The organism is Mesorhizobium sp. BH1-1-5 (genome assembly GCF_020165615.1).
In the GTDB taxonomy this organism is placed as follows: domain Bacteria; phylum Pseudomonadota; class Alphaproteobacteria; order Rhizobiales; family Rhizobiaceae; genus Mesorhizobium.
Genome location: NZ_JAIUIM010000011.1, coordinates 186,982 through 211,693, shown reverse-complemented (window position 1 = coordinate 211,693; position 24,712 = coordinate 186,982). Strand labels below are relative to the sequence as shown.

General features: G+C 64.6%; 23 protein-coding genes and 1 tRNA gene. 19 read left to right on the top strand and 5 right to left on the bottom strand.

The genetic code is table 11. The features are described 5' to 3' along the window. The first annotated feature begins 357 nt into the window (after positions 1-357). Positions 358-2,001 carry a sulfotransferase gene (locus LB572_RS17185; protein ID WP_224668515.1) on the top strand — a complete coding sequence of 548 codons (1,644 nt, stop codon included), beginning with the start codon at positions 358-360 and terminating at the stop codon, positions 1,999-2,001. Next, positions 2,001-3,845: a DNA helicase RecQ gene (gene recQ, locus LB572_RS17180; RefSeq protein WP_224668514.1), complete on the top strand. Its 1,845-nt coding sequence runs from the start codon at positions 2,001-2,003 to the stop codon at positions 3,843-3,845. Before LB572_RS17185 ends, recQ begins: the two co-directional genes overlap by 1 nt. Positions 3,846-3,887: 42 nt before the next feature. Here the strand turns inward: recQ and LB572_RS17175 are convergent, their stop codons facing one another. Then, the gene (locus LB572_RS17175; protein WP_224668513.1) at positions 3,888-4,865 is read right to left on the bottom strand and encodes a DUF1186 domain-containing protein; all 978 of its coding nucleotides are present in this window, start codon (positions 4,863-4,865) and stop codon (positions 3,888-3,890) included. An 86-nt stretch (positions 4,866-4,951) separates the two neighbouring features. On the opposite strand from LB572_RS17175, the gene LB572_RS17170 reads away from it, so the two are divergent. Continuing rightward, positions 4,952-6,088: a hypothetical protein gene (locus LB572_RS17170; RefSeq protein ID WP_224668512.1), complete on the top strand. Its 1,137-nt coding sequence runs from the start codon at positions 4,952-4,954 to the stop codon at positions 6,086-6,088. A gap of 18 nt (positions 6,089-6,106) precedes the next feature. Here LB572_RS17170 and LB572_RS17165 read toward each other — a convergent pair whose 3' ends face one another. Continuing rightward, positions 6,107-6,520, bottom strand: coding sequence for a hypothetical protein (locus LB572_RS17165; protein WP_224668511.1), 414 nt, complete (start codon positions 6,518-6,520; stop codon positions 6,107-6,109). Positions 6,521-6,823: 303 nt separating this feature from the next. Then, a tRNA-Ser gene (locus LB572_RS17160) sits at positions 6,824-6,913 on the bottom strand. Positions 6,914-7,241: 328 nt separating this feature from the next. Between LB572_RS17160 and LB572_RS17155 the strand changes: the two genes are divergently transcribed. The 3 genes from LB572_RS17155 to LB572_RS17145 all read left to right on the top strand — a co-directional run bounded on the left by LB572_RS17155 (position 7,242) and on the right by LB572_RS17145 (position 9,041). Continuing rightward, on the top strand, positions 7,242-7,958 hold the full coding sequence (locus LB572_RS17155; RefSeq protein WP_140801834.1) for a 50S ribosomal protein L21: 717 nt from the start codon (positions 7,242-7,244) through the stop codon (positions 7,956-7,958). Between the two features lie 99 nt (positions 7,959-8,057). Further along, positions 8,058-8,327, top strand: a complete 270-nt coding sequence (rpmA, locus tag LB572_RS17150; RefSeq protein ID WP_140801833.1) for a 50S ribosomal protein L27 — start codon at positions 8,058-8,060, stop codon at positions 8,325-8,327. A 126-nt stretch (positions 8,328-8,453) separates the two neighbouring features. Beyond that, the gene (locus LB572_RS17145; RefSeq protein WP_224668510.1) at positions 8,454-9,041 is read left to right on the top strand and encodes a GNAT family N-acetyltransferase; all 588 of its coding nucleotides are present in this window, start codon (positions 8,454-8,456) and stop codon (positions 9,039-9,041) included. A gap of 184 nt (positions 9,042-9,225) precedes the next feature. Here LB572_RS17145 and LB572_RS17140 read toward each other — a convergent pair whose 3' ends face one another. Then, a complete protein-coding gene (locus LB572_RS17140) occupies positions 9,226-10,089 on the bottom strand; it encodes an endonuclease/exonuclease/phosphatase family protein (protein WP_140801831.1) in 864 nt (287 codons plus the stop codon). A gap of 251 nt (positions 10,090-10,340) precedes the next feature. Here LB572_RS17140 and obgE point away from each other — a divergent pair, with 251 nt between their 5' ends. The 6 genes from obgE (at position 10,341) to LB572_RS17110 (ending at position 16,576) form a co-directional block, all read left to right on the top strand. Beyond that, entirely contained in the window at positions 10,341-11,369 is a 1,029-nt protein-coding gene (obgE, locus tag LB572_RS17135; RefSeq protein WP_224668509.1) for a GTPase ObgE, read from the top strand. Between the two features lie 5 nt (positions 11,370-11,374). Continuing rightward, entirely contained in the window at positions 11,375-12,514 is a 1,140-nt protein-coding gene (gene proB / locus LB572_RS17130) for a glutamate 5-kinase (RefSeq protein ID WP_224668508.1), read from the top strand. A gap of 64 nt (positions 12,515-12,578) precedes the next feature. Beyond that, positions 12,579-13,865, top strand: coding sequence for a glutamate-5-semialdehyde dehydrogenase (locus LB572_RS17125; protein ID WP_224668507.1), 1,287 nt, complete (start codon positions 12,579-12,581; stop codon positions 13,863-13,865). Between the two features lie 249 nt (positions 13,866-14,114). After that, positions 14,115-14,702, top strand: a complete 588-nt coding sequence (locus LB572_RS17120) for a nicotinate-nucleotide adenylyltransferase (RefSeq protein WP_224668530.1) — start codon at positions 14,115-14,117, stop codon at positions 14,700-14,702. 94 nt (positions 14,703-14,796) lie between these two features. Further along, complete coding sequence (locus LB572_RS17115) at positions 14,797-16,089, top strand: MFS transporter (protein WP_224668506.1); 1,293 nt, start codon at positions 14,797-14,799, stop codon at positions 16,087-16,089. Positions 16,090-16,159: 70 nt separating this feature from the next. Continuing rightward, positions 16,160-16,576, top strand: a complete 417-nt coding sequence (locus LB572_RS17110) for a RidA family protein (protein WP_140801825.1) — start codon at positions 16,160-16,162, stop codon at positions 16,574-16,576. 24 nt (positions 16,577-16,600) lie between these two features. On the opposite strand, the gene LB572_RS17105 is transcribed toward LB572_RS17110, so the two are convergent. Further along, positions 16,601-17,449, bottom strand: coding sequence for a mechanosensitive ion channel family protein (locus LB572_RS17105; protein ID WP_224668505.1), 849 nt, complete (start codon positions 17,447-17,449; stop codon positions 16,601-16,603). A gap of 245 nt (positions 17,450-17,694) precedes the next feature. Between LB572_RS17105 and rsfS the strand changes: the two genes are divergently transcribed. From rsfS to alr, 7 genes are all read left to right on the top strand, one after another. Continuing rightward, positions 17,695-18,072 (top strand): ribosome silencing factor, encoded by a 378-nt coding sequence (gene rsfS, locus LB572_RS17100; RefSeq protein ID WP_140801823.1) that lies wholly within the window; start codon positions 17,695-17,697, stop codon positions 18,070-18,072. A 62-nt stretch (positions 18,073-18,134) separates the two neighbouring features. Then, positions 18,135-18,617 carry a 23S rRNA (pseudouridine(1915)-N(3))-methyltransferase RlmH gene (gene rlmH, locus LB572_RS17095; RefSeq protein WP_224668504.1) on the top strand — a complete coding sequence of 161 codons (483 nt, stop codon included), beginning with the start codon at positions 18,135-18,137 and terminating at the stop codon, positions 18,615-18,617. 143 nt (positions 18,618-18,760) lie between these two features. Continuing rightward, entirely contained in the window at positions 18,761-20,095 is a 1,335-nt protein-coding gene (locus LB572_RS17090) for a murein hydrolase activator EnvC family protein (protein WP_140801821.1), read from the top strand. A 1-nt stretch (position 20,096) separates the two neighbouring features. Then, the gene (locus LB572_RS17085; protein WP_224668503.1) at positions 20,097-21,428 is read left to right on the top strand and encodes a S41 family peptidase; all 1,332 of its coding nucleotides are present in this window, start codon (positions 20,097-20,099) and stop codon (positions 21,426-21,428) included. 192 nt (positions 21,429-21,620) lie between these two features. Next, positions 21,621-22,811, top strand: a complete 1,191-nt coding sequence (locus LB572_RS17080; RefSeq protein ID WP_140801820.1) for a divergent polysaccharide deacetylase family protein — start codon at positions 21,621-21,623, stop codon at positions 22,809-22,811. Positions 22,812-22,863: 52 nt separating this feature from the next. Further along, entirely contained in the window at positions 22,864-23,379 is a 516-nt protein-coding gene (locus LB572_RS17075) for an RNA pyrophosphohydrolase (RefSeq protein WP_140801819.1), read from the top strand. A 73-nt stretch (positions 23,380-23,452) separates the two neighbouring features. Beyond that, positions 23,453-24,604 carry an alanine racemase gene (gene alr / locus LB572_RS17070; RefSeq protein ID WP_140801818.1) on the top strand — a complete coding sequence of 384 codons (1,152 nt, stop codon included), beginning with the start codon at positions 23,453-23,455 and terminating at the stop codon, positions 24,602-24,604. The last annotated feature ends 108 nt before the right edge of the window (positions 24,605-24,712 follow it).

Sequence of the window (24,712 nt, the reverse complement as noted above, 5' to 3'; positions counted from 1 at the left end):
GCGGCGATGTCGGCGTCGCCGCGAACCGAAGCGGGACGGCGTGAGGGCCTGCCAGGCTTCGACGATTTCGTCACAAGCGTCCCACCTCAGCTGCGCGGTGTCTGTTCGAGATAGGCTTCGACCTTCCGTTTCAACGCACGTCGTTGTATCGAAACGACAAGACCGAACGATGCCAGACCGGCAATCGAGCCAAGGCGCCTACCGCGGAAGGCGCCGGCAGGATCAATCCTTGAAGGGGGCTGGCTTGGCGGAGCAAGCGACGTTTGAGACCTGGCAGAACCGGGCTGGGACGTGCAGGCTCCGCAACAGGCGGGCTCGTCGTCGGGGCGGAGCCGTTGGCCGGAGGCAGCCCGCCGCATGATCGCGCAACCCATTCTCACCGCCAGTCGGCATGGGCTTATCGTGTCGCCGGACATGTTGCCTGGCGGCGATGGGGTCAACATCAACGGGCCGTCGCTGATCGGCATGCCCGACTGGGCCGAGGGGCGGCTTGGCGCTTACCATCTCTACTTCGCCGATCATGGCGGCTCCTATATTCGCCTCGCCTACGCGGATTCGATCGATGGTCCGTGGCGCATCCATCCCGGCGGGGTGCTGTCCCTCGATCAATGCCCGTTCATCGAGGATCACATCGCGTCTCCCGACGTTCATGTCGATCAGCGGCATCGTCGCTTCGTGATGTATTTTCATGGACCGGCAAAAGGCGGGAAAGACCAGGTGACCTTTGCCGCGACATCCGGTGACGGCCTTCATTTCAATCCGCTTTCCGAGCCGCTCGGGCCGTTCTATGCGCGGTTCTTTCACCACGATCAGTGGTGGTACGGTCTTCTCGGGACAGGAGCCGTCACCGTGTTCCGATCCAGAAACGGCATCTCCGATTTCGAACGGGGTCCGGTCGTTCTGCCTGCCATGAAGCGTCTTCCGACCCCACGGCATCTTGCGCTGCAGAAATCCGGTCGCTGGCTGCGGGTCTACTACACGCGCAGGGGCGACGCGCCGGAACGGATACTTCACGGCACGATCGATCTCGCCGACGATTGGCGAAACTGGACTGTGCAGGGCGAGACCGAATTGCTGCGGCCGCAGATGGACTTCGAAGGGGCCGGCTTGCCGGTCCGTCGCAGCCGGACGGGGGCGGCCGAGGGCAGGGAGAACGCATTGCGCGATCCCGCCATTTTCGAGGAGAACGGCCGCACCTGGCTGCTCTACGCCGTCGCCGGAGAGAGCGGCATCGCTTTGGCCGAGATCACGTCGAGCGACGTCCCTATCAAAGCGGGCCGGCCGCCGGCGACTGCTCTGCGCCGTAGCGCAAGGCGAGTGTTCTGGCGCCTGCGCAAGGCTGCGCCCCGGCTGCCCTCGGCAATGACATTTCGCAAACGGATCTTCATTGCAGGCTGCGCTCGCAGCGGAACCACGCTCAGCCGTCGTTTGATGGGGTGTTTCGACGATACCTATGTCCATGCGGACGAAGCGCCGTTTCAGGCGCTGGTCGAACTGGATCGCCCCCAATTCAATCTGGTCGTCAAACGCACCTATGTGAGCCATAAGGACATCGAGCATCTGCCTGCCTCGGTCGGGTTGATCTATTGCGTGCGGCATCCGTTCGACGTGCTCACCAGCTCTCATCCGGAGACGGTGAACGAGCGGCGTTTTCATGTAACGACCGAACGCTGGGAAGCGGAGTACGACGGATTGATGCGCCTTAGACACGCTCATCCCGAAAGAGCCGTTTTCTATTTGCGCTATGAGGAGCTGATCGCCGAACCGGATATCGTCCAGGCGAGGATCGCCCGATCGTTCGACCTTTCGCCGGTCACCCTGTACAGCCGGGACACGGACAATCCGATACGGGCGACGTCGCTGAGAAAATGGGAACGCAATGAAGAATTCCGGACTTATCTGCATGGCCTTCCGCCGGCGTTCCTCGCCCGCGTGGAAAGCTTCTGCCGCGAATTCGGCTACGAAACGCCGGACCTCAAGTTGACCGCAGGAGCGCGGTGATGCCGGCGCAGGCGGCCGGCCCGCGGGCCGAGGATCACCAGCGGCGCGTCCTGAAGGATGTCTTCGGCTTCGACGATTTCCGCCCCGGCCAGGCGGCGGTGATCGAGGCGCTGCTCTCCGGGCGCCATGTGCTGGCGGTGATGCCGACGGGCGCCGGCAAGTCGCTCTGCTATCAGGTCCCGGCGCTGGTCAAAGGCGGGCTCACCATCGTGGTCTCGCCGCTTGTGGCGCTGATGCAGGATCAGGTCGCCGCCTTGCGGCTCGCCGGTGTGGCCGCCGACACGATCAATTCCTCGCTCGACCGCGACGCCAATGTCGCGGCCTGGCGCCGCGTCGCGTCCGGGCAGACGCGGCTGCTCTACATGGCGCCGGAGCGGCTGATGACGGAACGGATGCTCGATGCGCTGTCCCGGCTCGAGGTCGGCCTGATCGCCATCGACGAGGCGCATTGCATCTCGCAATGGGGTCCGGCCTTCCGGCGCGAATATGAAGACCTGTCGCAGTTGCGCGGCGTGTTTCCGCAAGTGCCGATCATCGCGCTGACGGCGACGGCGGACGAGGCCACGCGCGCCGATATCGAGGCGCGGCTGTTTGCCGGGCGCGCCGAAACCCTGGTGCTGGGGTTCGACCGGCCCAACATCAAGCTGGCGATAGAGCCCAAGCAGGACAGCAAGCGCCAGTTGCTGCGCTTCATCGAGCGCCACCAGGGCAAGAGCGGCATCATCTATTGCCTGTCGCGCCGCAAGACCGAGGAGATGGCGGCTTTCCTGGAGAAGAACGGCGTGCGCGCGCTCGCCTACCATGCCGGCATGAGCAAGGACGCGCGCGAGGCGAACCAGAACACCTTCATGAGCCTGTCGGGCGTCGTCATGGTGGCGACGATCGCTTTCGGCATGGGCATCGACAAACCCGACGTCGCCTATGTCTTCCACACCGACCTGCCTGGCAGCCTGGAGGCGTATTACCAGGAGATCGGCCGCGCCGGGCGCGACGGCCGGTCGGCGGAAGCGCATATGCTCTACGGCGCCGGCGACATCCGCACGCGCCGGATGTTCATCGACGACGAGGATACCTCGCCCGAACACAAAAGACGCGCGCATCGCCGGCTCGACACGCTGATCGGCTATTGCGAGACGGCGCAGTGCCGGCGCCAGGTGCTGCTCGGCTATTTCGGCGAGGAGGCTCAAGGCTGCGGCAATTGCGACAACTGCCTCGACCAGGCGCCGCGCACCGATGGCAGCGCCGAGGCGCGCATCATCCTTGCGGCCGTCGCGCAGAGCGGCGAGCGCTTCGGCGCCGCCCATGTCATCGACATCCTGCTCGGCCACGAGACCGAGAAGGTGCTGGCGAGAGGCCATCAGAAGCTCGCCAGCTTCAAGACCGGCATCGTGCACAGGAAGCCGGTCTGGCTGTCGCTCATCCGGCAGCTTGTCGCCGGCGGCTTTCTGGTGCCGGATCCCGACGGCCATGGCGGCCTCGCCATCTCCGAAAGCGGCCGCGCGCTCGGGCGTGGCGAGGTTGCGTTCGAGTACCGTGTCGAAGGCCGGGACCGTCTCGCGCGCGGCAGGAAGCGTGCCGCGCAAGGCTCGGCCATGGATGGTGAGGGCGTGGATGCATCGCTTCTGGCGACGCTTAAAACGCTGAGGTTGCGGCTCGCCAAGGAACGCCAGGTGCCGGCCTATGTGGTGTTCTCCGACCGCACGCTGATCGACATGGCCGAACGCCGACCGCAAGATCTCGACGATTTCGCCGAGGTGAACGGTGTGGGCGCCGCCAAGCTCAAGGAGTTCGGCGAGATCTTCCTCGGCGCGATCGCCGCGCACCAGGCCGATGGGTCGGATTGAAGGCTTTGCCGGGCCTGTCGGCGGGCCGGGCATCCCGCGTCATCAGCTGGCGAGGCAGCATTTCTTGAATTTCTTGCCGCTTCCACAAGGGCACGGATCGTTGCGCCCGATATCGCGCCAGGGGTTGGTGGCTGGAGTCTCGCTGGCCCGGTCCAGCCATGAGGCTTGCCCATCCTCATCCTCGTCAAGATCGAAATCGTCGTCGCCCAGTTCGAAGCTGTCGTCGTCGCCAAGGCCGCGGGTCCAATCCAGCGCCACAAGGACATCCTCGATGTAGCTCAGACTGGCGCGGTCGAACCGGCCAATGTCGTCCGGTTGCTGCTCGGCTTCCCGCAGGTCGCTTTCGAAATCACTGCGTTCAAGCACATCTTCCGGTATACGGTCCTCGTCCCAGGCACTGTAGACAAGCGGAACGAGGTCTCGTAGCGCGAGCATCGCGATGGCCTGCAGCCAGCCGACCCAGGCATAATCCCAGTCGTCGGCCAGCCTCTCCTTGTAGAACCGCTCCACGAAATCCCTGGTTCGGTCGCGCTCGATGCGACCTTCCCAGGTCAAAAAGGTCACCGCGCCAAAGGCCGCGTCGCGGACGAATTCGTCGACGGAGCGGTCGGCGATGATGCCGAACAGCGCGCCGGCGTCGCCGTCGAATACGCCTACGATGATGCGCGACAGGGTTTCGGTTATGGCGTCGCCAAGCAGCCCGTCGACTTCTCTGCCAGGGCGGCGTAACAGACGCAGCAAGGGTTGGCATGCCTGACTGTCGCGGGCGCCGCCGAGAATATACACGCCCCTGAAGAGCAACATCTCTTCATCATCGGACAAAGGCTGTCCATCGGCGGCGCGTTCAAGGACCGCGCGCAGGTGCGGAGCGGATTCCTCGATCCGCATGGTGCAGACCGCGATTGCGAGATCCGGCACCTGCCGTTCGGTGGCCACGGCATGGAGATAGCGGTCTATCGGATACAACTCGAAGTCGCCGCTGTCGTTAGAAAGCAGCTTTTCCAAATCTTCTTTTTTCATCGCGTCCAGTCGCGTCGATGGAGCCTCGTCCCGGCGGCATGCTATCGATCCTTCAACCACATACTTGTGTCAATCCTGAGAGCGCGATGAGCGAATACCAATGCTACGAATTCCAGGCGGTCGATCGTCCTCTCAGCAACGCGGATCGCCAGGTGCTTCGCGGTCTGTCCTCGCGGGCGCGGATCACCGCAACCAGCTTCACCAATTTCTACGAGTGGGGAGATTTCGGAGGCGATCCGGACGAGCTTATGGCGCGCTGGTTCGATCTTCATCTCTATTTCGCCAACTGGGGCTCCCGGCGCCTGATGATCAAGCTGCCGGCCAAGCTGGTCGATCGGGATCGCATAGGCACCTTCCTTGCAGCGACCGACGACGTCATGCTCGAAGACGCCGGCGAGAACGTCATCATAAGCATCTCACGCGACGAGTTGGAGCTCGAATATCTGGACGATGAGGACTCGGGTTGGCTCGCGGCCCTGGGGCCGCTGCGGGCCGACTTGCTCGCAGGTGATCTTCGGCTTTTCTATCTGACTTGGCTGATGGCTGTCGAAGTTGACGCGATCGAACCCGATGCGCCGGAGCCGATGCCGGGAATTGGGCCGCTGACCGAGGCACTCGAAGCGTTTGCCGCCTTCTTCGGTATCGATCACGATCTCGTCCAGGCAGCGGCCGAGCGAAGCGCGGCAACGGCTCCCGATGGCCCGTCGCCGGATATGGCCCGGCGGGTGGTCGCGGCGATGAGCGACGCTGAGAAAACCGGTCTGCTCATGCGGGTTTTCAGCGGCGAGCCCAACATGTCCGCCGAGTTGCGGGCCAGGATTCGGGAACGTTTGGAACCCGAAACGACAATTTCGCCCGGCGCTTTGCGCACAGCAGCGGATCTGCAGGCTCGGGCCGAAGAAATTCGCCTTGCCCGCGAGCGCGCCGAGGCGGAGCTGGCGGAAAAGCAGCGGCGATTGCAAGCAGAAGCGGAAGAGAAGGCCCGCGATGTCCGGGTCGAGGCCCTTCGCCAGCGGGGTGAAAACGTCTGGGAAGAGGTCGAGATCGAGATCGGGCGGCGCAATCCGGCCGGCTACGACAAAGCGGCGGCGCTTCTTTCCGATCTCTTGGCGCTTGCCGAGAAGCGGGGCGCGATCGAGGAATTTCATGTCCGACTTCAGTCGATCCGTGAGCGCCATGCCGGGAAAGGGCGCTTCCTCGAGCGTCTGGCGATGCTGGGATAGGTCTTGCAAGGGAGCCGGCTAACGCCAAAGGCAGACCTTGACGTCCTTCCCGAGATAGCAGGCACCTTCGCGGTGAAGTTCTCCCCAATCTGCTCCCTCGCCATGCGTGTCGCGAATGTCCCCGTTGGCATAGCCTGCCCAAGCATCACCGTCCTTGTATATGACGGCCCAGTAATCCTTCGACATTTCACCTGCCCCGCTGTGCGTGTCGGGATAGTCGATGCCTGCGAAAACCTGATGAGGTCCCTGGATATTGAAATCGCCGCCATTCTCGATCTGATAGGAGCATTTTCCGGAGATGCGGGTCTCACCCTGAACGACAAGCAGGCAGCGGCCCCATTTATAGCCGCTCGGCAGACGATGCTGTGCCGCGTGCGAAGGCGAAACGGAAAACGCAATTGCAAGGGCGGCCGCTATGGTTCGCGCGCTCATCCTATCACCCGTGGCGAAGCCGCCACAGCGACCGGACATCGTTGGATTCCGCCCAGAGCGCATGTCGAACGATCCTCCGCAGGTTGATCCCCTGAAATCGCATGACTATCAACCATGGCCGGATTTTTGTCACGCGACTGTGTGCTGCTTCACGACCGGAGTATGGATCGATCGAGACGCGTGGTCTGGACCAGAGGCATATTAAGTCGGGGATTCCGGCCCTCCTTCGCCAAGGCTTCGGAGGGCATCCCGCCCGCGGGGAAGACGGCGCTGGTCCTGCGAAGCGCGCAGCGCGAAGCAGGATGGCGGAGAGGGAGGGATTCGAACCCCCGATACCCTTGCGAGTATGCCGCATTTCGAGTGCGGTGCATTCGACCACTCTGCCACCTCTCCGCGAGGTCATGGTCGGCCGTTGCCGGCGCGGCGCACTAGATAACGGCTGACTGCTAGAGTTACAAGGCCCTATTCGAGCGATTTCCAGCTTCCGCGAAAAGCGGCGGCGGCGTGGCGGACCGATATTTGCCGGCAACGTCGCTCGGTGCATCTCAAGGGGCGGGCCCGCTCGCCTTGACTCCGGCGCAACCTTCGGTTAGGGACAGCCCGCATTCGGCGTGGAGGCTCTTCCGCGCCGCTTGTTTTTTGAACCCGCAGACTGACAAAAAGACGGCCGAACCGCCTGAAGCGGTTCATCAAGGCCGACCGAACAGCGAAAGGCAAAAAAATGTTCGCAGTCATTAAAACGGGCGGCAAGCAGTATCGCGTCGCCGCCAACGATCTCCTGAAGATCGAGAAACTCGAAGCCAAGGTCGGCGATATCGTCGAGATCGGCAATGTGCTCGCGCATGGCGAGGGAGAGAATGTCACCTTCGGCGCGCCGTTCGTCGATGGCGCTCTGGTCACGGCGGAAGTCGTCGAGCAGGGCAAGAACCGCACCGTCATCGCTTTCAAGAAGCGCCGCCGCCAGAATTCGCGCCGCAAGATCGGCCACCGTCAGCTTCTGACCACCGTCAGGATCGCCGAGATCCTGCTGGGTGGCGCCAAGCCGTCGAAGAAGGCCGCTGCCAAGCCGGAAGCCAAGGCAGAGGCAAAGGCCCCCGAGGCCAAGGCGGAAGTCGCCGCCGAGGCGAAGGCCGAGACCGCTCCGAAGGAGCCTAAGGCCAAGAAGGAAGCCGCCCCGAAGGCGGAAGCTGCTTCGGGCGAAGAGGCAAAGGCCGCGCCGCTGTTCAAGGCGCCGAAGGGCGAGCCGGACGACCTGACCGTGATCAAGGGCATCGGCCCGGTCGCGGCGAAGGACCTCGCCGAGCAGGGCATCGTCACCTTCGCGCAGCTCGCCAAGCTCACCGACAAGGATGTCGCCAAGATCGACGAGCACATGCCGTTCAGCGCCGACCAGATCAAGGACTGGCGCGAGCAGGCCAAGGAACTGGCGAAGAAGTAATTTTTCCGGCGACGATCGTCGCCGGCACGGACTTGAAACGGAACGCGAACGCGTTCATAAGACCATTCAAGCGCCTCAGGGCGCATCGGAGTTAGTCAAATGGCACACAAGAAAGCTGGCGGTTCGTCGCGCAACGGTCGCGATTCGCACTCCAAGCGTCTCGGCGTGAAGAAGTTCGGCGGCGAAGCCGTCATCGCCGGCAACATCATCATCCGCCAACGCGGCACGACCTGGCATCCGGGCACCAATGTTGGCATGGGCACGGACCACACCCTTTTCGCGCTCGAAGCCGGCGCGGTCACCTTCAACAAAAAAGCCAACGGTCGAACCTACGTATCGGTCAACCCGATTACCAAAGCAGCGGAGTAGCCGGTTCCGCACCATAACACCGGCGCCCATCTCGGGAACCGGTGTCTGGCCAGGCCAGGAAAAGGATCAGGAGAGATGGGCTTGCCCTCTCTCCTTTTTCATTTTTTCTTGCCCTGGAGGACTAAAATGGTTGCCGAAGCGGAAGATACCGAAGACGAAAGTTACGCGATCGATTGCCCGGTGCTGGCCACCGAGCGGCTGGTGATGCACGCCCCGCGCGAGAGCGACCTCGAGCAACTCGTCACGCTTGCCGACAACCGGCATGTCGCCGAAATGCTCGCCCGCATGCCGCATCCTTACGGTGAAGCGGAAGCGCGTACCTTCCTCGCCATGGCGGCGTCGCGCCGCGCCGGCATCGTCTATGCGCTCACCCTTGCCGGCGCCGGCACCTTTGTCGGCTGCGCCGGCTTGAACACCACCGGTCGCGGGCTGGAGCTCGGCTACTGGATCGGCGAACCCTACTGGAAGCGTGGCTATGCCACCGAGGCAGCGCACGCGCTCGTCGACCTCGCCTTCCAGCGGACCTCGATCCAGGTGCTGCATGCCTCGACCAGGGTGATCAATCCGGCTTCGCGCCGGGTCATCCACAAATGCGGCTTCCAGTATGCCGGCCAGGGCATGCTGAACTCGATCGTTGCCGGCCAGGTGCCGGTCGAGCGCTACCGGCTGGACAGGAAGACTTGGACCAGCCTGCGCAACTGGGTGCATTTTTGATGGTTGCTTTATAGGCCTGAGCAAGCGCCGCTCACCCGGATTGCCAGCCGAATTGCGAATAGCAATTCGGGGCAATCCGACCTCTCCCCGAGGGGAGAGGAGCAGGTAAGCGCCGACGCCAACCTCTTCTCCCCTTGGGGAGAAGGTGGCCGCGTAGCGGCCGGATGAGGGGAAGTTCCGCGGCTCAGCTCAGGTCGGCCCAGAGCGGCAGGTGGTCGGAGCCGACGGCGTCCCGGTCGGACCACAGGCGCTTCAGCGATCTGGCTAGCGAGGCGCTGGTGAAGATGTAGTCGATGCATTTGTGGCGGCTTTTGTCGCCGGGGCGGTCCGGGTCGACCCAGGTGACGAGGTCGGCGACGGCAAGACGCTGGGCGACATCGACGGCGAGATCGGCGGTCAGCGGCATGCCGAACTCGTGGTCCGGGCGGCCGGCGAGCTCGACATATTCGGGCGAGCCCGGCAGCATGTTGAAGTCGCCCATGACGATGAAGGCTTCCGGGTAGGGCAGGTCCGGCAGGCCGATCTCGGGAATTCCCGATAGGCCGCCGCCTTCCAGCGCATAGTTCAAGAGGCGCTGGCGCAGGAAGCGGATCTGGCTCTGGCGCTCGACGGGGCTGCGATGGTCGAGATGGGTGGAATAGAAGCGGATGAAGCCGAGCGGCGTCTCGATCAGCGCCTCGATCGCGCCGCGCTGGAAGTTCATCGCCTCGAGGCTGCGGCTGCGCGGCAAAAGGAGATTGCGCGACAGATGAATGGGCGTCTTCGACAGCACCATGTTGCCGAGCTGGAAGGAGGTCGAGATGGCGCGGCCGTTCTCCAGGCGCGAGCCGATATTGACCTCGAAATTGCTGCCATAGGCGGCAAAATAATCGGGCAGCGCCTCGCTGATCTCGGCCACCATGTCGCGGTCACCGTTGCGCGGGTTGTTGCGGGTCACTTCCTGCAGAGCAATCACGTCGGCGCCGCGCACGGCGTCGGCGATGCGGCCGACATCGTATTTGCCGTCGAGTCCAATACCGTACTGGATGTTGTAGGTGACGATCTTCATTCCCGCTCCCCTTCAGTCCACCCCGCATCAGTGCTACCGCGTCCCCGGCAAAAGGGCATCCGGCGCTTTAGTCGCAAATCGGTCTCGCAATAGAGCGTTTCACCGTTTCAAGGAAACGGCGAACCGCTCTATCTCTTTGTTTTTACGCAATTCCGAACGGAAAACCGTTCACACTTTTCCTGGAATTGCTCTAGGCCCCGCCTTGGTTTAGACCAATCCCGCAAGCGCAATAGCAGAAACTCGAAACGACGATGAAATTCCTCGACCAGGCCAAGGTTTATATCCGTTCCGGCGACGGCGGCGCCGGTTCGGTGTCGTTCCGGCGCGAGAAATTCATCGAGTTCGGCGGGCCGGACGGCGGCGATGGCGGCCGCGGCGGCGATGTCTGGGCGGAAGCGGTCGACGGGCTGAACACGCTGATCGACTATCGCTACCAGCAGCATTTCAAGGCCAAGACCGGCACGCACGGCATGGGCCGCAACATGACCGGCGCCAAGGGCGCCGACATCACGTTGAAAGTGCCCGCCGGCACCCAGGTGTTCGCCGAGGACAATGAGATGCTGATCTGCGACCTGACCGTGGTCGGCCAGCGCTTCCTGCTTGCCAAGGGCGGCAATGGTGGCTTCGGCAACCAGCATTTCAAGACCTCCACCAACCAGGCGCCGCGGCGCGCCAATCCCGGCCTGCCCGGCGAGGAGCTGAGCATCTGGCTACGGCTCAAGCTGATCGCCGATGCCGGCCTGGTCGGCCTGCCCAATGCCGGCAAGTCGACCTTCCTTGCTGCCGTTACCGCGGCCAAGCCGAAGATCGCCGACTATCCCTTCACCACGCTCTATCCGGGCCTCGGCGTCGCCCGCATCGACGGCCGCGAATTCGTGCTCGCCGACATCCCCGGCCTGATCGAAGGCGCGCATGAAGGGGTGGGCATCGGCGACCGGTTCCTCGGCCATGTCGAGCGCACGCGCGTGCTGCTCCATCTCGTCTCCGCGCAAGAGGAAAATCCCGGCAAGGCCTACAAGACCGTGCGCGCCGAGCTCGATGCCTATGGCCATGGGCTGACCGACAAGGTCGAGATCGTCGCGCTCAGCCAGATCGATATCCTCGACGCGGATCAGCGCAAGAAGAAGGCGGCCTCGCTGAAGCGCGCCGCCGGCCGCGCGCCGATGCTTTTGTCGGCCGTCACCGGCGAAGGCGTCGAGGCGGTGCTGCGCGCGCTGATGGCGGTGGTCGCGGAATCGCGCGATGCCGTCCCGGCGCCTGTCGATACGCGCTGGCGGTAAGACCCATGAAATCGCTGAAATCATATCGGCGCATCACCGTGAAGATCGGTTCGGCGCTGCTCGTCGACCGCGCGACAGGCTTGAAGCGCGGCTGGCTGACCTCTCTCGCCGACGACATCGCGGTGCTTGCCGATGCCGGCGCGGAGGTGCTCGTCGTCTCGTCGGGCGCCATCGCGCTCGGCCGTACCATTCTCGGTCTCGGCAAGCGCGCGCTGAAGCTCGAGGAGAGCCAGGCCGCCGCCGCCGTCGGCCAGATCGCGCTTGCGGGCGCCTGGTCGGAGGCGCTCGGCAAGGACGGGCTGAAATCGGGCCAGATCCTCTTGACGCTCGGCGACACCGAAGAACGCCGGCGCTACCTCAACGCGCGCGCGACGATCTCGACGCTGCTCAAGATGAAGGCGGTGCCGGTCATCAACGAGAACGACACGGTGGCGACCTCCGAAATCCGCTATGGCGATAACGACCGGCTGGCCGCGCGGGTGGCGACGATGATGGGCGCCGATCTGCTCGTGCTGCTCTCCGACATAGACGGGCTCTACACGGCGCCGCCGGCCAAGGATCCGGCAGCAAAATTCATCCCGGTGGTCGACCGCATCAGCCCCGACATAGAGGCGATGGCGGGCGCGGCGGCGTCGGAGTTTTCGCGCGGCGGCATGCGCACCAAGCTCGACGCCGGCAAGATCGCCAATGCCGCCGGCGCCGCCATGATCATCACCTCGGGCACCAGGCTCTCGCCGCTGATGGCGATCGAGCGCGGCGAGCGCGCGACCTTCTTCAAGCCCAGTACCAATCCGGTGAAGGGCTACAAGACCTGGATCGCCGGCCAGCTCGAGCCGGCCGGCCGGCTCACTGTCGATGCCGGCGCCATCGGCGCGCTCAAATCGGGCAAGTCGCTGCTGCCGGCTGGGGTAAAACTGGTGAGCGGCAATTTCTCGCGCGGCGACACGGTGGCGATCCTGTCGCCCGAAGGCCGCGAGATCGCGCGCGGGCTGGTTGCCTACGATGCCGCCGATGCCGTAAGGATCGCGGGCTTGAAGACGGCCGAGATCGAAAATGTGCTCGGCTACGAGGCGCGTTCGGCGATGATCCATCGCGACGACCTTGTGGTAAGCCTTGCCGGCGACCAAGTATTGGCCGACGACTAGAGCAATTCCAGGAAAAGTGAGGCGGTTTTCCGTCCGGAATTGCGTGGGAACAAAGGGATGAACCATGCTGAAGCTGCATGAAAAATCCGGCGAAGACATTGTGGCGCTGATGGCCGATATCGGCCGCCGCGCCCGTGCCGCCGCCCGACCGTTGGCCGTCGCTTCCACCAAGGCCAAGAATGCCGCGCTTGTCGCCATGGCCAATGCCATCCTGCGCAACGAGCAGGCGATCCTCGACGCCAACGCCATTGACATCTCGAATGGCGAGGAAGCCGGGCTGTCCGGCTCCTTCATGGACCGCCTGAAGCTGACACCCTCGCGCATCAAGGCGATGGCCGAGGGCATAAGCGAGATCGCCGCGCTCAAGGATCCGGTCGGCGACGTCATCGCCGACTGGGACCGGCCGAACGGACTCCATATCGAGCGCGTTCGCACGCCGCTCGGCGTCATCGGCGTCATCTATGAAAGCCGCCCCAACGTGACGGCGGATGCCGGCGTGCTCTGCCTCAAGGCCGGCAATCCGGTGATCCTGCGCGGCGGTTCGGATTCGCTCAATTCGTCGTCGGCGATCCATGCCTGCATGGTCGAAGGGCTGAAGGCGGCCGGCCTGCCGCAGGATGCCATCCAGTTGGTGCCGACCACCGACCGCGCCGCTGTCGGCGAGATGCTCAAAGGGCTCGGCGGCAATCTCGACGTCATTATCCCGCGCGGCGGTAAGAGCCTGGTCGGGCGCGTGCAGACCGAGGCGCGGGTGCCGGTCTTCGCGCATCTGGAAGGCATCTGCCATCTCTATGTCGACCGCTCGGCCAAGCTCGACATGGCGGTGAAGATCGCCGTCAACGCCAAGATGCGGCGCACCGGCGTCTGCGGCGCCGCCGAGACCTTGCTGGTCGATCGCGCGGTGGCCTCCACGCATCTGGTGCCGATCCTCGAGGCGCTGCGCGCCGCCGGCTGCGAGATCCACGCCGACGCCGAGGTGATGAAAGCGTTCGCCGACGCCAGCCCGGCGACCGATGCGGACTGGCTGACGGAGTATCTCGACGCCATCATCGCGGTGAAGCTGGTCGACGATGTCACTGGGGCGATCGAGCACATCGAGACCTTCTCGTCTCACCACACCGAGGCGATCGTCGCCGAGGATGCGCAGGCGGTCGAAAAATTCTTCAACGAGATCGACTCGGCGATCCTGCTGCACAACGCCTCGACGCAATTCGCCGATGGCGGCGAGTTCGGCATGGGCGCCGAGATCGGCATCGCCACCGGCAAGATGCATGCGCGCGGGCCGGTCGGCGTCGAGCAGCTCACCTCGTTCAAATACCGCGTGCGCGGGTCTGGACAGGTGAGGCCTTGATGCTTTTTGCCTTAAGGGATTGAAGCTTGCGCCCAGGCCCCCCTCTCTGGCCTGCCGGCCATCTCCCCCGCAAGGGGGGAGATCGGATGTCGCGCCGGCTTTCGCCAATCGCCAAGGTTGCAAGGAGAGGCGAGGCGCCTGAGCTGCCAATCTCCCCCCTTGCGGGGGAGATGCCCGGCAGGGCAGAGAGGGGGGCCTAGCACCATGCTTTCCCTTTCCGAACCCGCCGTCCCCTCGCGCTACCTCCGCATGCCGCACGCCGCCAAGGGCCTGACCGTCGGGCTGTTCGGCGGCTCGTTCAACCCGCCGCATGCCGGCCATGCGCTGGTCGCCGAGATCGCGCTGCGAAGGCTGGCGCTCGACCAGCTGTGGTGGATGGTTACGCCCGGCAATCCGCTGAAAAGCACGCGGGAACTGGCGCCGCTTGCCGAGCGCATCGAGCTGTCCGAAAAGATCGCCAGGAACCCGAAGATCAAGGTCACCGCCTTCGAGGCGGCGCAGCATGTGCGCTACACCGCCGACACGCTTGCCCTGGTCAAGGCGCGCAATCCGGGCGTCGATTTCGTCTGGATCATGGGCGCGGATAGTTTGCGCGATTTCCACCGCTGGCAGCGCTGGCGCGAGATCGTGCTGACCTTTCCGATCGCGGTCATCGATCGCCCGGGCGCAACGCTCTCCTTCCTGTCGTCGGTGGTCGCCAAGACCTTCGACTATGCCCGCGTCGACGAGGGCGACGCACCGCTGCTTGCCCGCATGCCGGCGCCGGCCTGGACCTTCATCCACGGCCCGCGCTCCTCGCTCTCCTCCACCGCGATCCGCAAGGCGGCGAAGGGGTGAGCTTCTTCCCTTCCCCTACAAGGGGGGAAGAGAAGTCCGGCCATGTCGCTTTTACGGCGGCCTTTTGCTCTCCGGTAAGCCAAGCTGCGCACGCATGCTGAAGAAGAATCCCACCGCGAACGATCCGGGCCACACCGCGCAATCGGCGCCGCTGATCGCCATTGCCAGCGTCATCGTGTCGATGGCGCTGATCGCGATCGGCAACGGGCTGATGTTCGCCTATATCCCGGTGCGCCTGGGCGCCGACGGTTTCGACCCGACCTGGGCCGGGCTGATCGTCACCGGGCTTTCGGCCGGCGGGCTTGCCGGCTGCATCCTGACCGGGCCGATGGTCAAAAGGGTCGGGCATGCGCGCGCCTTCATGGTGCTGTCGGCGCTGATCGCGCTTTCCAACGCGGCGATCGGCGCCGGACCGATCCCACTGCTGTGGATCGCAGCCAGAGCGCTCTATGGATTTTCGATCTGCGGCCTCTTCATCGTCGCCCAGAGCTGGCTGAACGATGCCTTGCCCAACGCCATACGCGGCCGGGTGATGGCGGTGTTCTACGTCGCTTACATCGCCGGCCTTGGCGTCGGCTATGCAACGCTTGCCGTGGTCGATATCCATACCGCGGCCGCGTCCCTGATCGGCATCACCTTCACCGCATTGTCGATCTTGCCGGTCGGCATGACGCGCCTTGCCCAGCCGCCGGCGCCGCAGGCCGCATCGGTGGCGCTTCGCCGCGCCTGGCGGATCTCGCCGGTCGGCGTCGCCGGCATGCTGGCCGTCGGCGGCCTGTCGATGATCGTCTCCGGCTTCGCGCCGATCCATGCCACCGCCAAGGGCTACAGCCAGGCCGATGTGGCGCTGCTTTTGTCGTCGATGCCGGTCGGCACGCTGATCCTGCAGATCCCGCTCGGTTGGATTTCGGACCGCACCGACCGTCGCTACGTGCTGGCCGGCGCGGCGGCCCTGGCCGTCATTGCCAGCGTGCTCGCCATTGCCTTCGACGGCGGCGCGCTGATGGCGCTGGTGGTGATCTATCTCATCTGGGACGGCGCGGCGGAATCGATCTATGCGCTGTCCAGCGCGCATGCCGCCGACCGCGCCGCCAAGGACGAGATGCTGGCGCTGTCGAGCTCGATGCTGTTTGCCTGGTCGCTGGCGGGCTTCATCGTGCCGGGCATCGTGACGGCGCTTTCGGCCGTCTTCGGCACCGCGACCTTCATCTATGTCGGCATCGTCATCGCGTCGGCCTTCTGTCTGTTCGTGCTGTGGCGCGTGATGGCGGGCCGGCCGACACCGGCGGCCACGAGCGGCAGTTTCGCGCCGATGTCGGCGCAGACGCCCTTGCCGGTAGAGCTTGCCTTTGCGCCGGACGAGACGACACGGCACGCGAAGGACTGACAATCCGCTGGATGTTCGCCTGTGAGGTTGATGGCCTCGCGAGATTTCGCGGCAACACAGGAGAACCGAGATGGCGAGAAGCTATAATCCTCCAACTGTGTGGAAGCCGTTTGGCGCGTTCTCCATGGTGAAAATCCATGAAGGCGGGCAGCTCGTGCATCTGAAGGGCCAAGTTTCGCTCGACAGGGAGGGACGGTTAGTCGGCAAGGGCGATATGCGGGCTCAGGTCCGGCAAACGCTCCAAAACATCAAGGCTGTGCTCGCGGCCATCGGTGGAGAGATGGCCGATATCGTGTCGCTGACCCAATTCGCAACCGATATCGAGCAGTTCATGGCGGCTGGAGATATCCGCAAAGAATTCTTTTTTGAACCCTATCCGGTGACGACAACCGTTCAGATCGTGCGGCTTTATCATCCGGACTTGCAGATCGAGATCACGGCAATAGCCGAGATACCTCGAAATCGGTTCAGAATGCCGGAAGATTGAAATCGCCGCCGCGACGATCCCCCGCTACTGCTTGCGTGCCTCCGGCGCCGGCACTTCCGGCGGCGGCAGCGGGATCGAGATGCCTTCGCTGTCGAAAGCCTGCTTGGCGCGCTTGGTCATGTCGATCTGGGTCGGGAAATAGTCGCCCGCCGAGGTCCAGTAGCGCAAGGTGAGCGAAACGCTGTCGCCAAGGCCGGCGACGAAAGCGATCGGCGCCGGTTCGCGGCGGATGCGCTTTTCGGCGCCGGCGATGGCGAGCAGCGTCTTTTGCGCGCGGTCGATGTCGTTCCAGGAGCCGATGCTCAAGGTAACGTCGGTGCGGCGCACACCGTTGCGGGAGAAATTGCGTACCGGCTGGTTCCACAGCGTCGAGTTGGGCGCCAGCACGTAGACGCCGTCGACGGAGCGCAGCTTGGTGGCGAAGAGGCCGATCTCCTCGATGGTGCCGGCAATCGAGCCGACCTCGACATATTCGCCGATGCGGAAGGGCCTCAGCGCCAACAGCATGATGCCGGCGGCGATGTTCTGCAGCGTGCCCTGCAGCGCCAGCCCGATGGCGAGGCCAATGGCGCCTATTGCCGCGATGATGGAGGCCGTCTGCACCCCGAACTGGCCGAGCACCATGATGGTGACCAGGATCAGGATGGCGTAGCGGACGATCTTGGAGAAGAAATGCCGCAAGGTGGCGTCGAAGCCATGGATATGGCCGAGGCCGGCGGAAATCGAGCGCTCGGCAACGCCGGCGACGAAATAGCCGACAATCAGGAGGATGACGGCGCCGATGGCCGAGAAGGAATAGGAAACGATCAGCGTGCTGAGCTGCGCGAGCCCGGCCTGGATGGTGATGAGAGCGCTTTGCGGGTCGGTGGGCATGGCGGGGAATCCCGTTGGTCGGTGCGCCGATAACCCATGCGCCGGAGATGGGTTCCCGCCCTTTGCGGCCTGGCGGAAGGCCTCCTGGGCGATGGCGTCGAGATCACGCTTCGAGGCCCTCGTCTTGAAACTGCAATGGAACTCTGCCTATCTAAGTGGCGTCACCTGATTTGCATGGTGATTTGGTTGTTCTTGTTGGGAAAGGAAACACACTGAGAACAGCACTGCGGAAGAAGGCTGATATCATGCCTTCGCCGGCCGGGATCAGCGGCAACGCCGCCGCGACCCTCGCCATCGACACAGTCCTTGCCAGTCTGGAAGACTCCAAGGCCGAAAACATCGTCTCAATCGACATCCAGGGAAAATCAAGCCTCGGCGACTATATGGTCATCGCCTCGGGCCGATCGCACCGCCATGTCTCGGCTGTCGCCGATCATCTCCTCAAGGCGCTGAAGGATGCCGGCCTCGGCACGGCGCGCGTCGAGGGGTTGGCTGGCGCCGACTGGGTCCTGATCGATTCGGGCGACATCATCGTCCATGTCTTCCGCCCCGAAGTCCGCGAATTCTACAATCTCGAAAAGATGTGGCAGGCGCCGGACCTCGAGGAAGAGACCTTGCACTGAGCCTTGATCCGCATGCCGTGACCCGTCACGGTATGCGCTAGAACAAGCTCGCCGGGGCGAGGATGAAGATCACTGTTCATGCCGTGGGCCGGATGAAGACCGGCCCCGAGAGAGAACTGGCCGGCCGCTATTTCGAGCGCTTCGCCAAGAGCGGGCCCGCGGTCGGGCTGGAGTTCGCCGGCATCGTCGAAATCCCCGAGAGCCGCGGACAGAGCGCCGAGGAGCGCCGCCGCGAGGAAGCCCAGAAGCTGCAGGCGCAGTTGCAGTCCGGCACCGTTCTCATCCTGCTGGACGAACGCGGCAAGTCGCTCACCTCCGAAGACCTGGCCGCTCGCATCGGCCAGTTGCGCGACGGCGGCCGCAAGGCGCTGGTCGTCGCCATCGGCGGCGCCGACGGCCATGACAAGCCCCTGCGCGAGCAGGCGGACCTTGTGCTGTCATTCGGCGTGCTCACCTGGCCGCACCAGCTGGTGCGCGTGATGCTGGGCGAGCAGCTCTACCGGATCGCCACGATCCTGGCGGGGCACCCCTACCATCGCTCGTGAATGATGATTGTTGTCAGCCGAAAACTGGGGAATGCCGTCACGAGACAGGATTTCCGCCTCAATCGCCCGACAAGGGGGTTATGATGGCGCTTCCAACATGGTTGATGGTTCGTTAACGATGCGGCGCATAGAGTCGAGGCCTGATGTCTGAAGGCTGGAATTCGAGAGCGCGCGCCTGGCGCAGCCGTTGCGGTTTGACCCTTGTCGCCGCAGCGGTCGCGCTCGGGTCGGTCCGGGCGGCCGAGAACACGCTCGACACGGCGCCCGATCCCGATCAGAGCCGGGCCGAATACCAGCAGGTTTCCAAGGAGATCACGCTTTCGTCGGAGCGGCTGGCCAAGCTCGCCGCCGACATCGCGTCGGTGCGGAAGGATTATGCCTCGATCACCGCGGCGCTCATCCAGTCGGCAATGACGGAGCAGAAGCTCGGCCAGGACATCGAGGACATCGGCGCCAAGCTCGAAGGGCTGAAGGCCGAGGAAACGAAGCTGCGCGCCTCGCTCATGGCGCGGCGCGACGTGCTGGCCGAGGTGCTGGGGGCGCTGCAGCGCATGGGGCTCAATCCGCCGCCGGCGATCCTGGTCAAGCCGGAGGACGCGCTGTCGTCGGTGCGCAGCGCCATCCTGCTCGGCGCCGTGGTGCCGGAACTGCGCCAACAGACCGACAGGCTGATGGCCGATCTCAAGGAACAGACAAGGGTAACGGCCTCGATCGAGGCAGAACGGGCGAGACTCACCACCGCCGTCACCGACCAGACGGCGGAGAAGAAGCGGCTCACCATGCTGCTCGAGGCCAAGAAGAAGCTGCAGGCCGACACCCAAACGGCGATCGCGGCCGAGCAGCAGCACTCGCAGCAGCTGGCGGCGAAGGCGAGCAGTCTCAAGGACCTGATCGCCTCGCTCGAGGCCGACAAGGCGCGCAAGGCGCAGGACCAGGTCAAGGCGGGCGAGCGCAAATCGACCGACAGCGACACGACGGCCTCGACCACCGAGCTCGCCGCGCTGCCGGTGCCGGAGGCCAACCGCCTCACGGGATCGGCGCCGTTTTCGGCCTTGCAAGGCCAGATCGCGCTGCCTGTCATCGGCAAGATCAAACTGCGTTTCGGCGCCGACGACGGCAACGGCGCGGCGATGCAGGGCGACATGGTTGCGACACAATCGGGGGCCATCGTCACCGCGCCGGCGGATGGAAACGTGCTTTATGCGGGGCCGTTTCGCTCCTATGGTCAACTCTTGATCCTCAATGCCGGCGACGGGTATCATGTCGTCCTGGCGGGGATGAGCAGAATCAGCGTCGCGACCGGACAGTCGGTGCTCGCAGGAGAGCCGATCGGTGCGATGGGAGAGGCCCGGGTGGCAAGCACCTCGGCCTCGCGGAATGAGAATTCGACGTCGGAACTCTATGTCGAGTTCCGTAAGGATGGAAAACCCGTCGATCCGGCCCCGTGGTGGGCGGATCGATTTTCTGGAAGGACGTGAAATGATGCGGAAACTGTCGCTTCTGTTTGCCGGCGCGCTGATGGGCGCATCGGCAATGAGCCTGGTCTACGGCGCACCGGGCTCGGCGGCGAACGCTGCGGGTTCGGAAACCTATAAGCAGCTGGCGATCTTCGGCGACATCTTCGAGCGCGTGCGCGCCAATTACGTGACGCCACCCGACGACAAGTCGCTGGTCGAGAACGCCATCAACGGCATGCTGGCCTCGCTCGATCCGCACTCCTCCTACATGAATGCCGAGCAGGCGCAGGACATGCGCGTGCAGACCAAGGGCGAGTTCGGCGGCCTCGGCATCGAGGTCACCATGGAAAACGACCTGGTCAAGGTGATCACCCCAATCGACGACACGCCGGCCGCCAAGGCGGGTGTGCTGTCGGGCGACTATATCGCCAAGATCGACGGCGAAGAGGTCCGCGGCCTCACCCTCAACGACGCCGTGGAAAAGATGCGCGGGCCGGTCAACACGCCGATCAAGCTCACCATCCTGCGCCAGGGCGCCGACAAGCCGATCGAAATCACGGTGGTGCGCGACATCATCAAGGTCAAGGCGGTGAAGTACCGGGTCGAGAACGACATCGGCTACATGAAGATCACCTCCTTCACCGAAAAGACCTATGACGATCTCGAGAACGCCATCGAGAACATCAAGAAGCAGGTGCCGAACGACAAGCTGAAGGGCTATGTGCTCGATCTGCGCCTCAATCCGGGCGGCCTGCTCGACCAGGCGGTGAGCGTATCGGACGCCTTCCTCAAGCGCGGCGAGATCGTCTCGACGCGCGGCCGCGATCCGAAGGACGTCACCCGCTTCGACGCCAAGCCGAAGCAGGTCGACGACATCAACGGCAAGCCGATGATCGTGCTGGTCAATGGCGGTTCGGCGAGCGCCTCGGAAATCGTCGCCGGCGCGCTGCAGGATCTGCGCCGCGTCACGGTGGTCGGCACGCAGTCCTTCGGCAAGGGCTCGGTGCAGACCATCATCCCGCTTGGCGAGAATGGCGCGCTGAGGCTGACGACGGCGCTCTATTACACGCCGTCGGGCAAGTCGATCCAGGGCAAGGGCATCACGCCCGACATCAAGGTCGACCAGCCGCTGCCGCCCGATCTGCAGGGTCGCGACCTGACCCGCGGCGAATCCGACCTCAAGGGCCACATCAAGGGCGCCGACGAGAGCTCCACCGGTTCGGGCTCGGCCGCCTATGTGCCGCCGGATCCGAAGGACGATTTGCAGCTGATCTATGCCGAGCAGCTACTGCGCGGCGAGAAGACCGATCCGTCGTTCCCGCCGAACCCGGACAAGGCCGTGCTGAACCAGTAAGCAGTCCGGCTCTGGCCGGCAGAGCGAAGCAATGCAATGCTGCCGGGACCGCGAGGTTCCGGCAGTTTGATTCGGGGACTGCGGATGGGGCGCCACGCGTCTGGGGTATCGCGCCAGCGATTGCGGAGTTTACGCAAGATGTCACGAAAACCGTGACGTTCACTTAAGTGGCGTGCTTCCGGGGAACACGACTTGGCTGAGATCGGCAAGGACATCGAACGCCCGCTTGGACAGTCGCTCCAGCCAAAGCGGCCTGCCTCGCGTGGCATCGGCTCCGGCCCGGTTGTCGCTGTGCTGGCCGTGCTTGGCGTGATCGGCGTCTCCGGCGCGATTGCGCTGCGTGAAAAGCCGTTCCGCAAGCCGGAAGAGGTGGCGGTTTCGACACCGAAGGTCATCGCTGCTCCCGCCGCACCCGCGCCGGCGCCCGCACCGGCTCCGATGGCGGCAGCGGCGCCGCAGGCCAGCACGCCGATGAAAAGCGGCGGGCCGCAGATCATCCACGTCCAGACCGAGGAGGGCGACGGCCCGCCGAAAGCGGCGATCGTCATTCGTGACCCATCGACGCTTGGCCAGAATCTCAAGGTCGCCCACATTCCGGACCGGACACTGATCGAGACCAGCGACACCGGTCCGCTGCCGATGCGTTCCGCCGACGGCAGGCGGCCCTTCGACGTCTATGCGCGGCCGTGGTCCGGCGCGCGCGGGGCGCGGGTTGCGATCATCATCGGCGGGCTCGCCGTCTCGCAGACCGGCACGCAAGCCGCGATCGCCAAGCTGCCGGCCGAAGTGACGCTCGCCTTCGCGCCGCAAGGCAACAGCATCGGCCGCTGGATGCAGGCGGCAAGGCAGGGCGGGCACGAGATCGTCATGCAGGTGCCGCTCGAGCCCTTCGATTATCCGAACGTCAATCCCGGCCGCAACACGCTGACCGTGTCGGCCAGCCCGGACGAAAACCTGAAGAGCCTGCACTGGGCGCTGTCCAGGACCACGAACTATACCGGGGTCATGAACTATATGGGCGCACGCTTTTCCGCCGATGCCAACGCGATGGGGCCGTTCATGGCCGAGCTCGGCAAGCGCGGCCTTGCCTATATCGACGACGGCTCATCCTCGCGCAGCGTTGCGCCAGACCTGGCGCTGAAGGACGGCGTGCCGTTCGTCGCCGGCGACATGGCGATCGATGCCGTGCAGGATCGCGGCGAAATCCTCAAGAAGCTGGATAGCCTCGAAGCGACGGCGCGGGCCAAGGGCTCCGCGGTCGGCATCGGTTCGGCCTTCGATATCACCGTCGACACGGTGACGTCCTGGATTGCCGAAGCGAAGAAGCGCGGCATCGAGATCGTGCCGATCTCGGCGGTGGCCATCGATCCGCAAAAGGGCTAACCCTTCCCGCCTCGCCCGAGTCCATTCTCAAAGACCGCTGGAACGTTGACCTATGGCCAAGAAGATCGACCCCGAAACGCTGCCTTACCGTCCCTGTGTCGGGCTGATGATCCTCAACAGAGCGGGCCTGGTCTGGGTCGGGCACCGCATCGCCGAGCCGGACAGCGAGTTCGCCGGCACGACGCAGCTTTGGCAGATGCCGCAGGGCGGCATCGACAAGGACGAGGAGCCGATCGAGGCAGCCGGGCGCGAACTATACGAGGAAACCGGCATGCGCAGCGTGTCGTTGCTCGCCGAGGCGGCGCACTGGATCAACTACGACCTGCCGTCGCATCTGGTCGGCGTCGCCTTCAAGGGCCGCTATCGCGGCCAGACGCAGAAATGGTTCGCCTATCGCTTCGAGGGTGACGAAAGCGAGATCGCGATCAATCCGCCGCCCGGTGGCCACACGGCCGAGTTCGACGAATGGGCCTGGCGGCCGATGCGGGACCTGCCCGAGCTGATCGTGCCGTTCAAGCGCAAGGTCTACGAGCAGGTGGTCGCGGCGTTCCAGCACTTGGCTCCCTGACGAACCAGTCCTCCCGGTTGTCGCGGCGGCCCCATGGCCGTATTGATGGCCGATGCAATGAGCGGGGGTCGCCATGAACGACGACACCGGACGCGAGTTTCCGGCACATGAGGCAAGCAGCGGTTCGACGGTGAGCGAGGCGGCCGCTGGCGCGATCCTTACCGTCGACCTCGGCGCTATCCGGGAAAACTATCGCCGGCTGAAGGCACGGCTGAACGGCGTTCGCTGCGCCGGCGTGCTCAAGGCAGACGGCTATGGGCTTGGCGCCGCGCAAGTGGCCTCGGCGCTGGCGAAAGAGGGCTGCGACATCTTCTTCGTCGCGCTGCTCGGCGAGGGCATCGCGCTGCGCAAGGCGATCGGGCCAGGGCCCGACATCTTCGTGCTGAACGGGTTGCCGCCGGGTTCGGAACCGGAAGCCGCGGCGGCTGGGCTTTGCCCGGTGATCAACAGCGCCACGCAGTTGAAGGCCTGGTGCGAGACCGCGCGAGGCATGGGCCAGAGCCTGCCTGCCGCCGTCCAGGTCGACAGCGGCATGGCGAGGCTCGGCATGGCGCCGAGGGAAGTCGAGGCGGTCGCGCGCGAGGCCGGCGCCTTCGATGGCATCGACATGCGTTTCGTGATGAGCCATCTCGCCCGCGCCGACGAGCCGCAACAGGCGGCCAACGAGAAGCAGCGGCGCGAATTCGAACGGCTGCGCAAGATGCTGCCAGCGGCGCCCGCCTCCCTGGCCAATTCCTCCGGCATCTTTCTCGGGCCGGCCTATCATTACGACCTTGCCCGTCCGGGGGCCGCGCTCTACGGCGTCAACCCGACGCCCGGCGAACCCAACCCGATGCTGTCGGTGATAAAGCTGCAAGCCAAGGTGGCGCAGACACGGCAGGTCGGCGCCGGCGCCGGCATCGGCTATGGCCACACCCACCATGCGGACGGGCCGCTCGGTCTCGCGACCATTTCGCTGGGCTATGGCGATGGCTGGCACCGGCGCGCCGCTTCGGCCGCCTGGTTCGAAGGCGTGCAGCTGCCCTTCGTCGGACGCGTCTCGATGGATTCGATCATCCTCGACATTTCGGCGCTTCCGGCAGGCCGGCTCGGCGAAGGCGACCTCGTCGAGCTCATTGGTCCGTCACAAAGCGTGGACGACGCGGCCGGCCACGCCGGAACTATCGGCTACGAGATATTGACCAGCCTGGGTGCGCGCTTTCACCGCCGCTACATCGGTGGCTGAACCGGGGGCTTCGCTTGACAAGCCGGGGCTTCTCGGCAAGGTTCGGGGCATGAGCAACCTCGCTTATATCAAAACCTGCTTCAGGGTTTGCCCCATCGCGGGAGCGTA

What these genes read in the sequence shown, in the direction of transcription:
- LB572_RS17185 (WP_224668515.1), top strand. Translation starts at nt 358, where the DNA reads ATGATCGCGCAACCCATTCTCACCGCCAGTCGGCATGGGCTTATCGTG.
- recQ (WP_224668514.1), top strand. Translation starts at nt 2,001, where the DNA reads ATGCCGGCGCAGGCGGCCGGCCCGCGGGCCGAGGATCACCAGCGGCGC.
- LB572_RS17175 (WP_224668513.1), bottom strand. Translation starts at nt 4,865, where the DNA reads ATGAAAAAAGAAGATTTGGAAAAGCTGCTTTCTAACGACAGCGGCGAC.
- LB572_RS17170 (WP_224668512.1), top strand. Translation starts at nt 4,952, where the DNA reads ATGAGCGAATACCAATGCTACGAATTCCAGGCGGTCGATCGTCCTCTC.
- LB572_RS17165 (WP_224668511.1), bottom strand. Translation starts at nt 6,520, where the DNA reads ATGAGCGCGCGAACCATAGCGGCCGCCCTTGCAATTGCGTTTTCCGTT.
- LB572_RS17155 (WP_140801834.1), top strand. Translation starts at nt 7,242, where the DNA reads ATGTTCGCAGTCATTAAAACGGGCGGCAAGCAGTATCGCGTCGCCGCC.
- rpmA (WP_140801833.1), top strand. Translation starts at nt 8,058, where the DNA reads ATGGCACACAAGAAAGCTGGCGGTTCGTCGCGCAACGGTCGCGATTCG.
- LB572_RS17145 (WP_224668510.1), top strand. Translation starts at nt 8,454, where the DNA reads ATGGTTGCCGAAGCGGAAGATACCGAAGACGAAAGTTACGCGATCGAT.
- LB572_RS17140 (WP_140801831.1), bottom strand. Translation starts at nt 10,089, where the DNA reads ATGAAGATCGTCACCTACAACATCCAGTACGGTATTGGACTCGACGGC.
- obgE (WP_224668509.1), top strand. Translation starts at nt 10,341, where the DNA reads ATGAAATTCCTCGACCAGGCCAAGGTTTATATCCGTTCCGGCGACGGC.
- proB (WP_224668508.1), top strand. Translation starts at nt 11,375, where the DNA reads ATGAAATCGCTGAAATCATATCGGCGCATCACCGTGAAGATCGGTTCG.
- LB572_RS17125 (WP_224668507.1), top strand. Translation starts at nt 12,579, where the DNA reads ATGCTGAAGCTGCATGAAAAATCCGGCGAAGACATTGTGGCGCTGATG.
- LB572_RS17120 (WP_224668530.1), top strand. Translation starts at nt 14,115, where the DNA reads ATGCCGCACGCCGCCAAGGGCCTGACCGTCGGGCTGTTCGGCGGCTCG.
- LB572_RS17115 (WP_224668506.1), top strand. Translation starts at nt 14,797, where the DNA reads ATGCTGAAGAAGAATCCCACCGCGAACGATCCGGGCCACACCGCGCAA.
- LB572_RS17110 (WP_140801825.1), top strand. Translation starts at nt 16,160, where the DNA reads ATGGCGAGAAGCTATAATCCTCCAACTGTGTGGAAGCCGTTTGGCGCG.
- LB572_RS17105 (WP_224668505.1), bottom strand. Translation starts at nt 17,449, where the DNA reads ATGCCCACCGACCCGCAAAGCGCTCTCATCACCATCCAGGCCGGGCTC.
- rsfS (WP_140801823.1), top strand. Translation starts at nt 17,695, where the DNA reads ATGCCTTCGCCGGCCGGGATCAGCGGCAACGCCGCCGCGACCCTCGCC.
- rlmH (WP_224668504.1), top strand. Translation starts at nt 18,135, where the DNA reads ATGAAGATCACTGTTCATGCCGTGGGCCGGATGAAGACCGGCCCCGAG.
- LB572_RS17090 (WP_140801821.1), top strand. Translation starts at nt 18,761, where the DNA reads ATGTCTGAAGGCTGGAATTCGAGAGCGCGCGCCTGGCGCAGCCGTTGC.
- LB572_RS17085 (WP_224668503.1), top strand. Translation starts at nt 20,097, where the DNA reads ATGATGCGGAAACTGTCGCTTCTGTTTGCCGGCGCGCTGATGGGCGCA.
- LB572_RS17075 (WP_140801819.1), top strand. Translation starts at nt 22,864, where the DNA reads ATGGCCAAGAAGATCGACCCCGAAACGCTGCCTTACCGTCCCTGTGTC.
- alr (WP_140801818.1), top strand. Translation starts at nt 23,453, where the DNA reads ATGAACGACGACACCGGACGCGAGTTTCCGGCACATGAGGCAAGCAGC.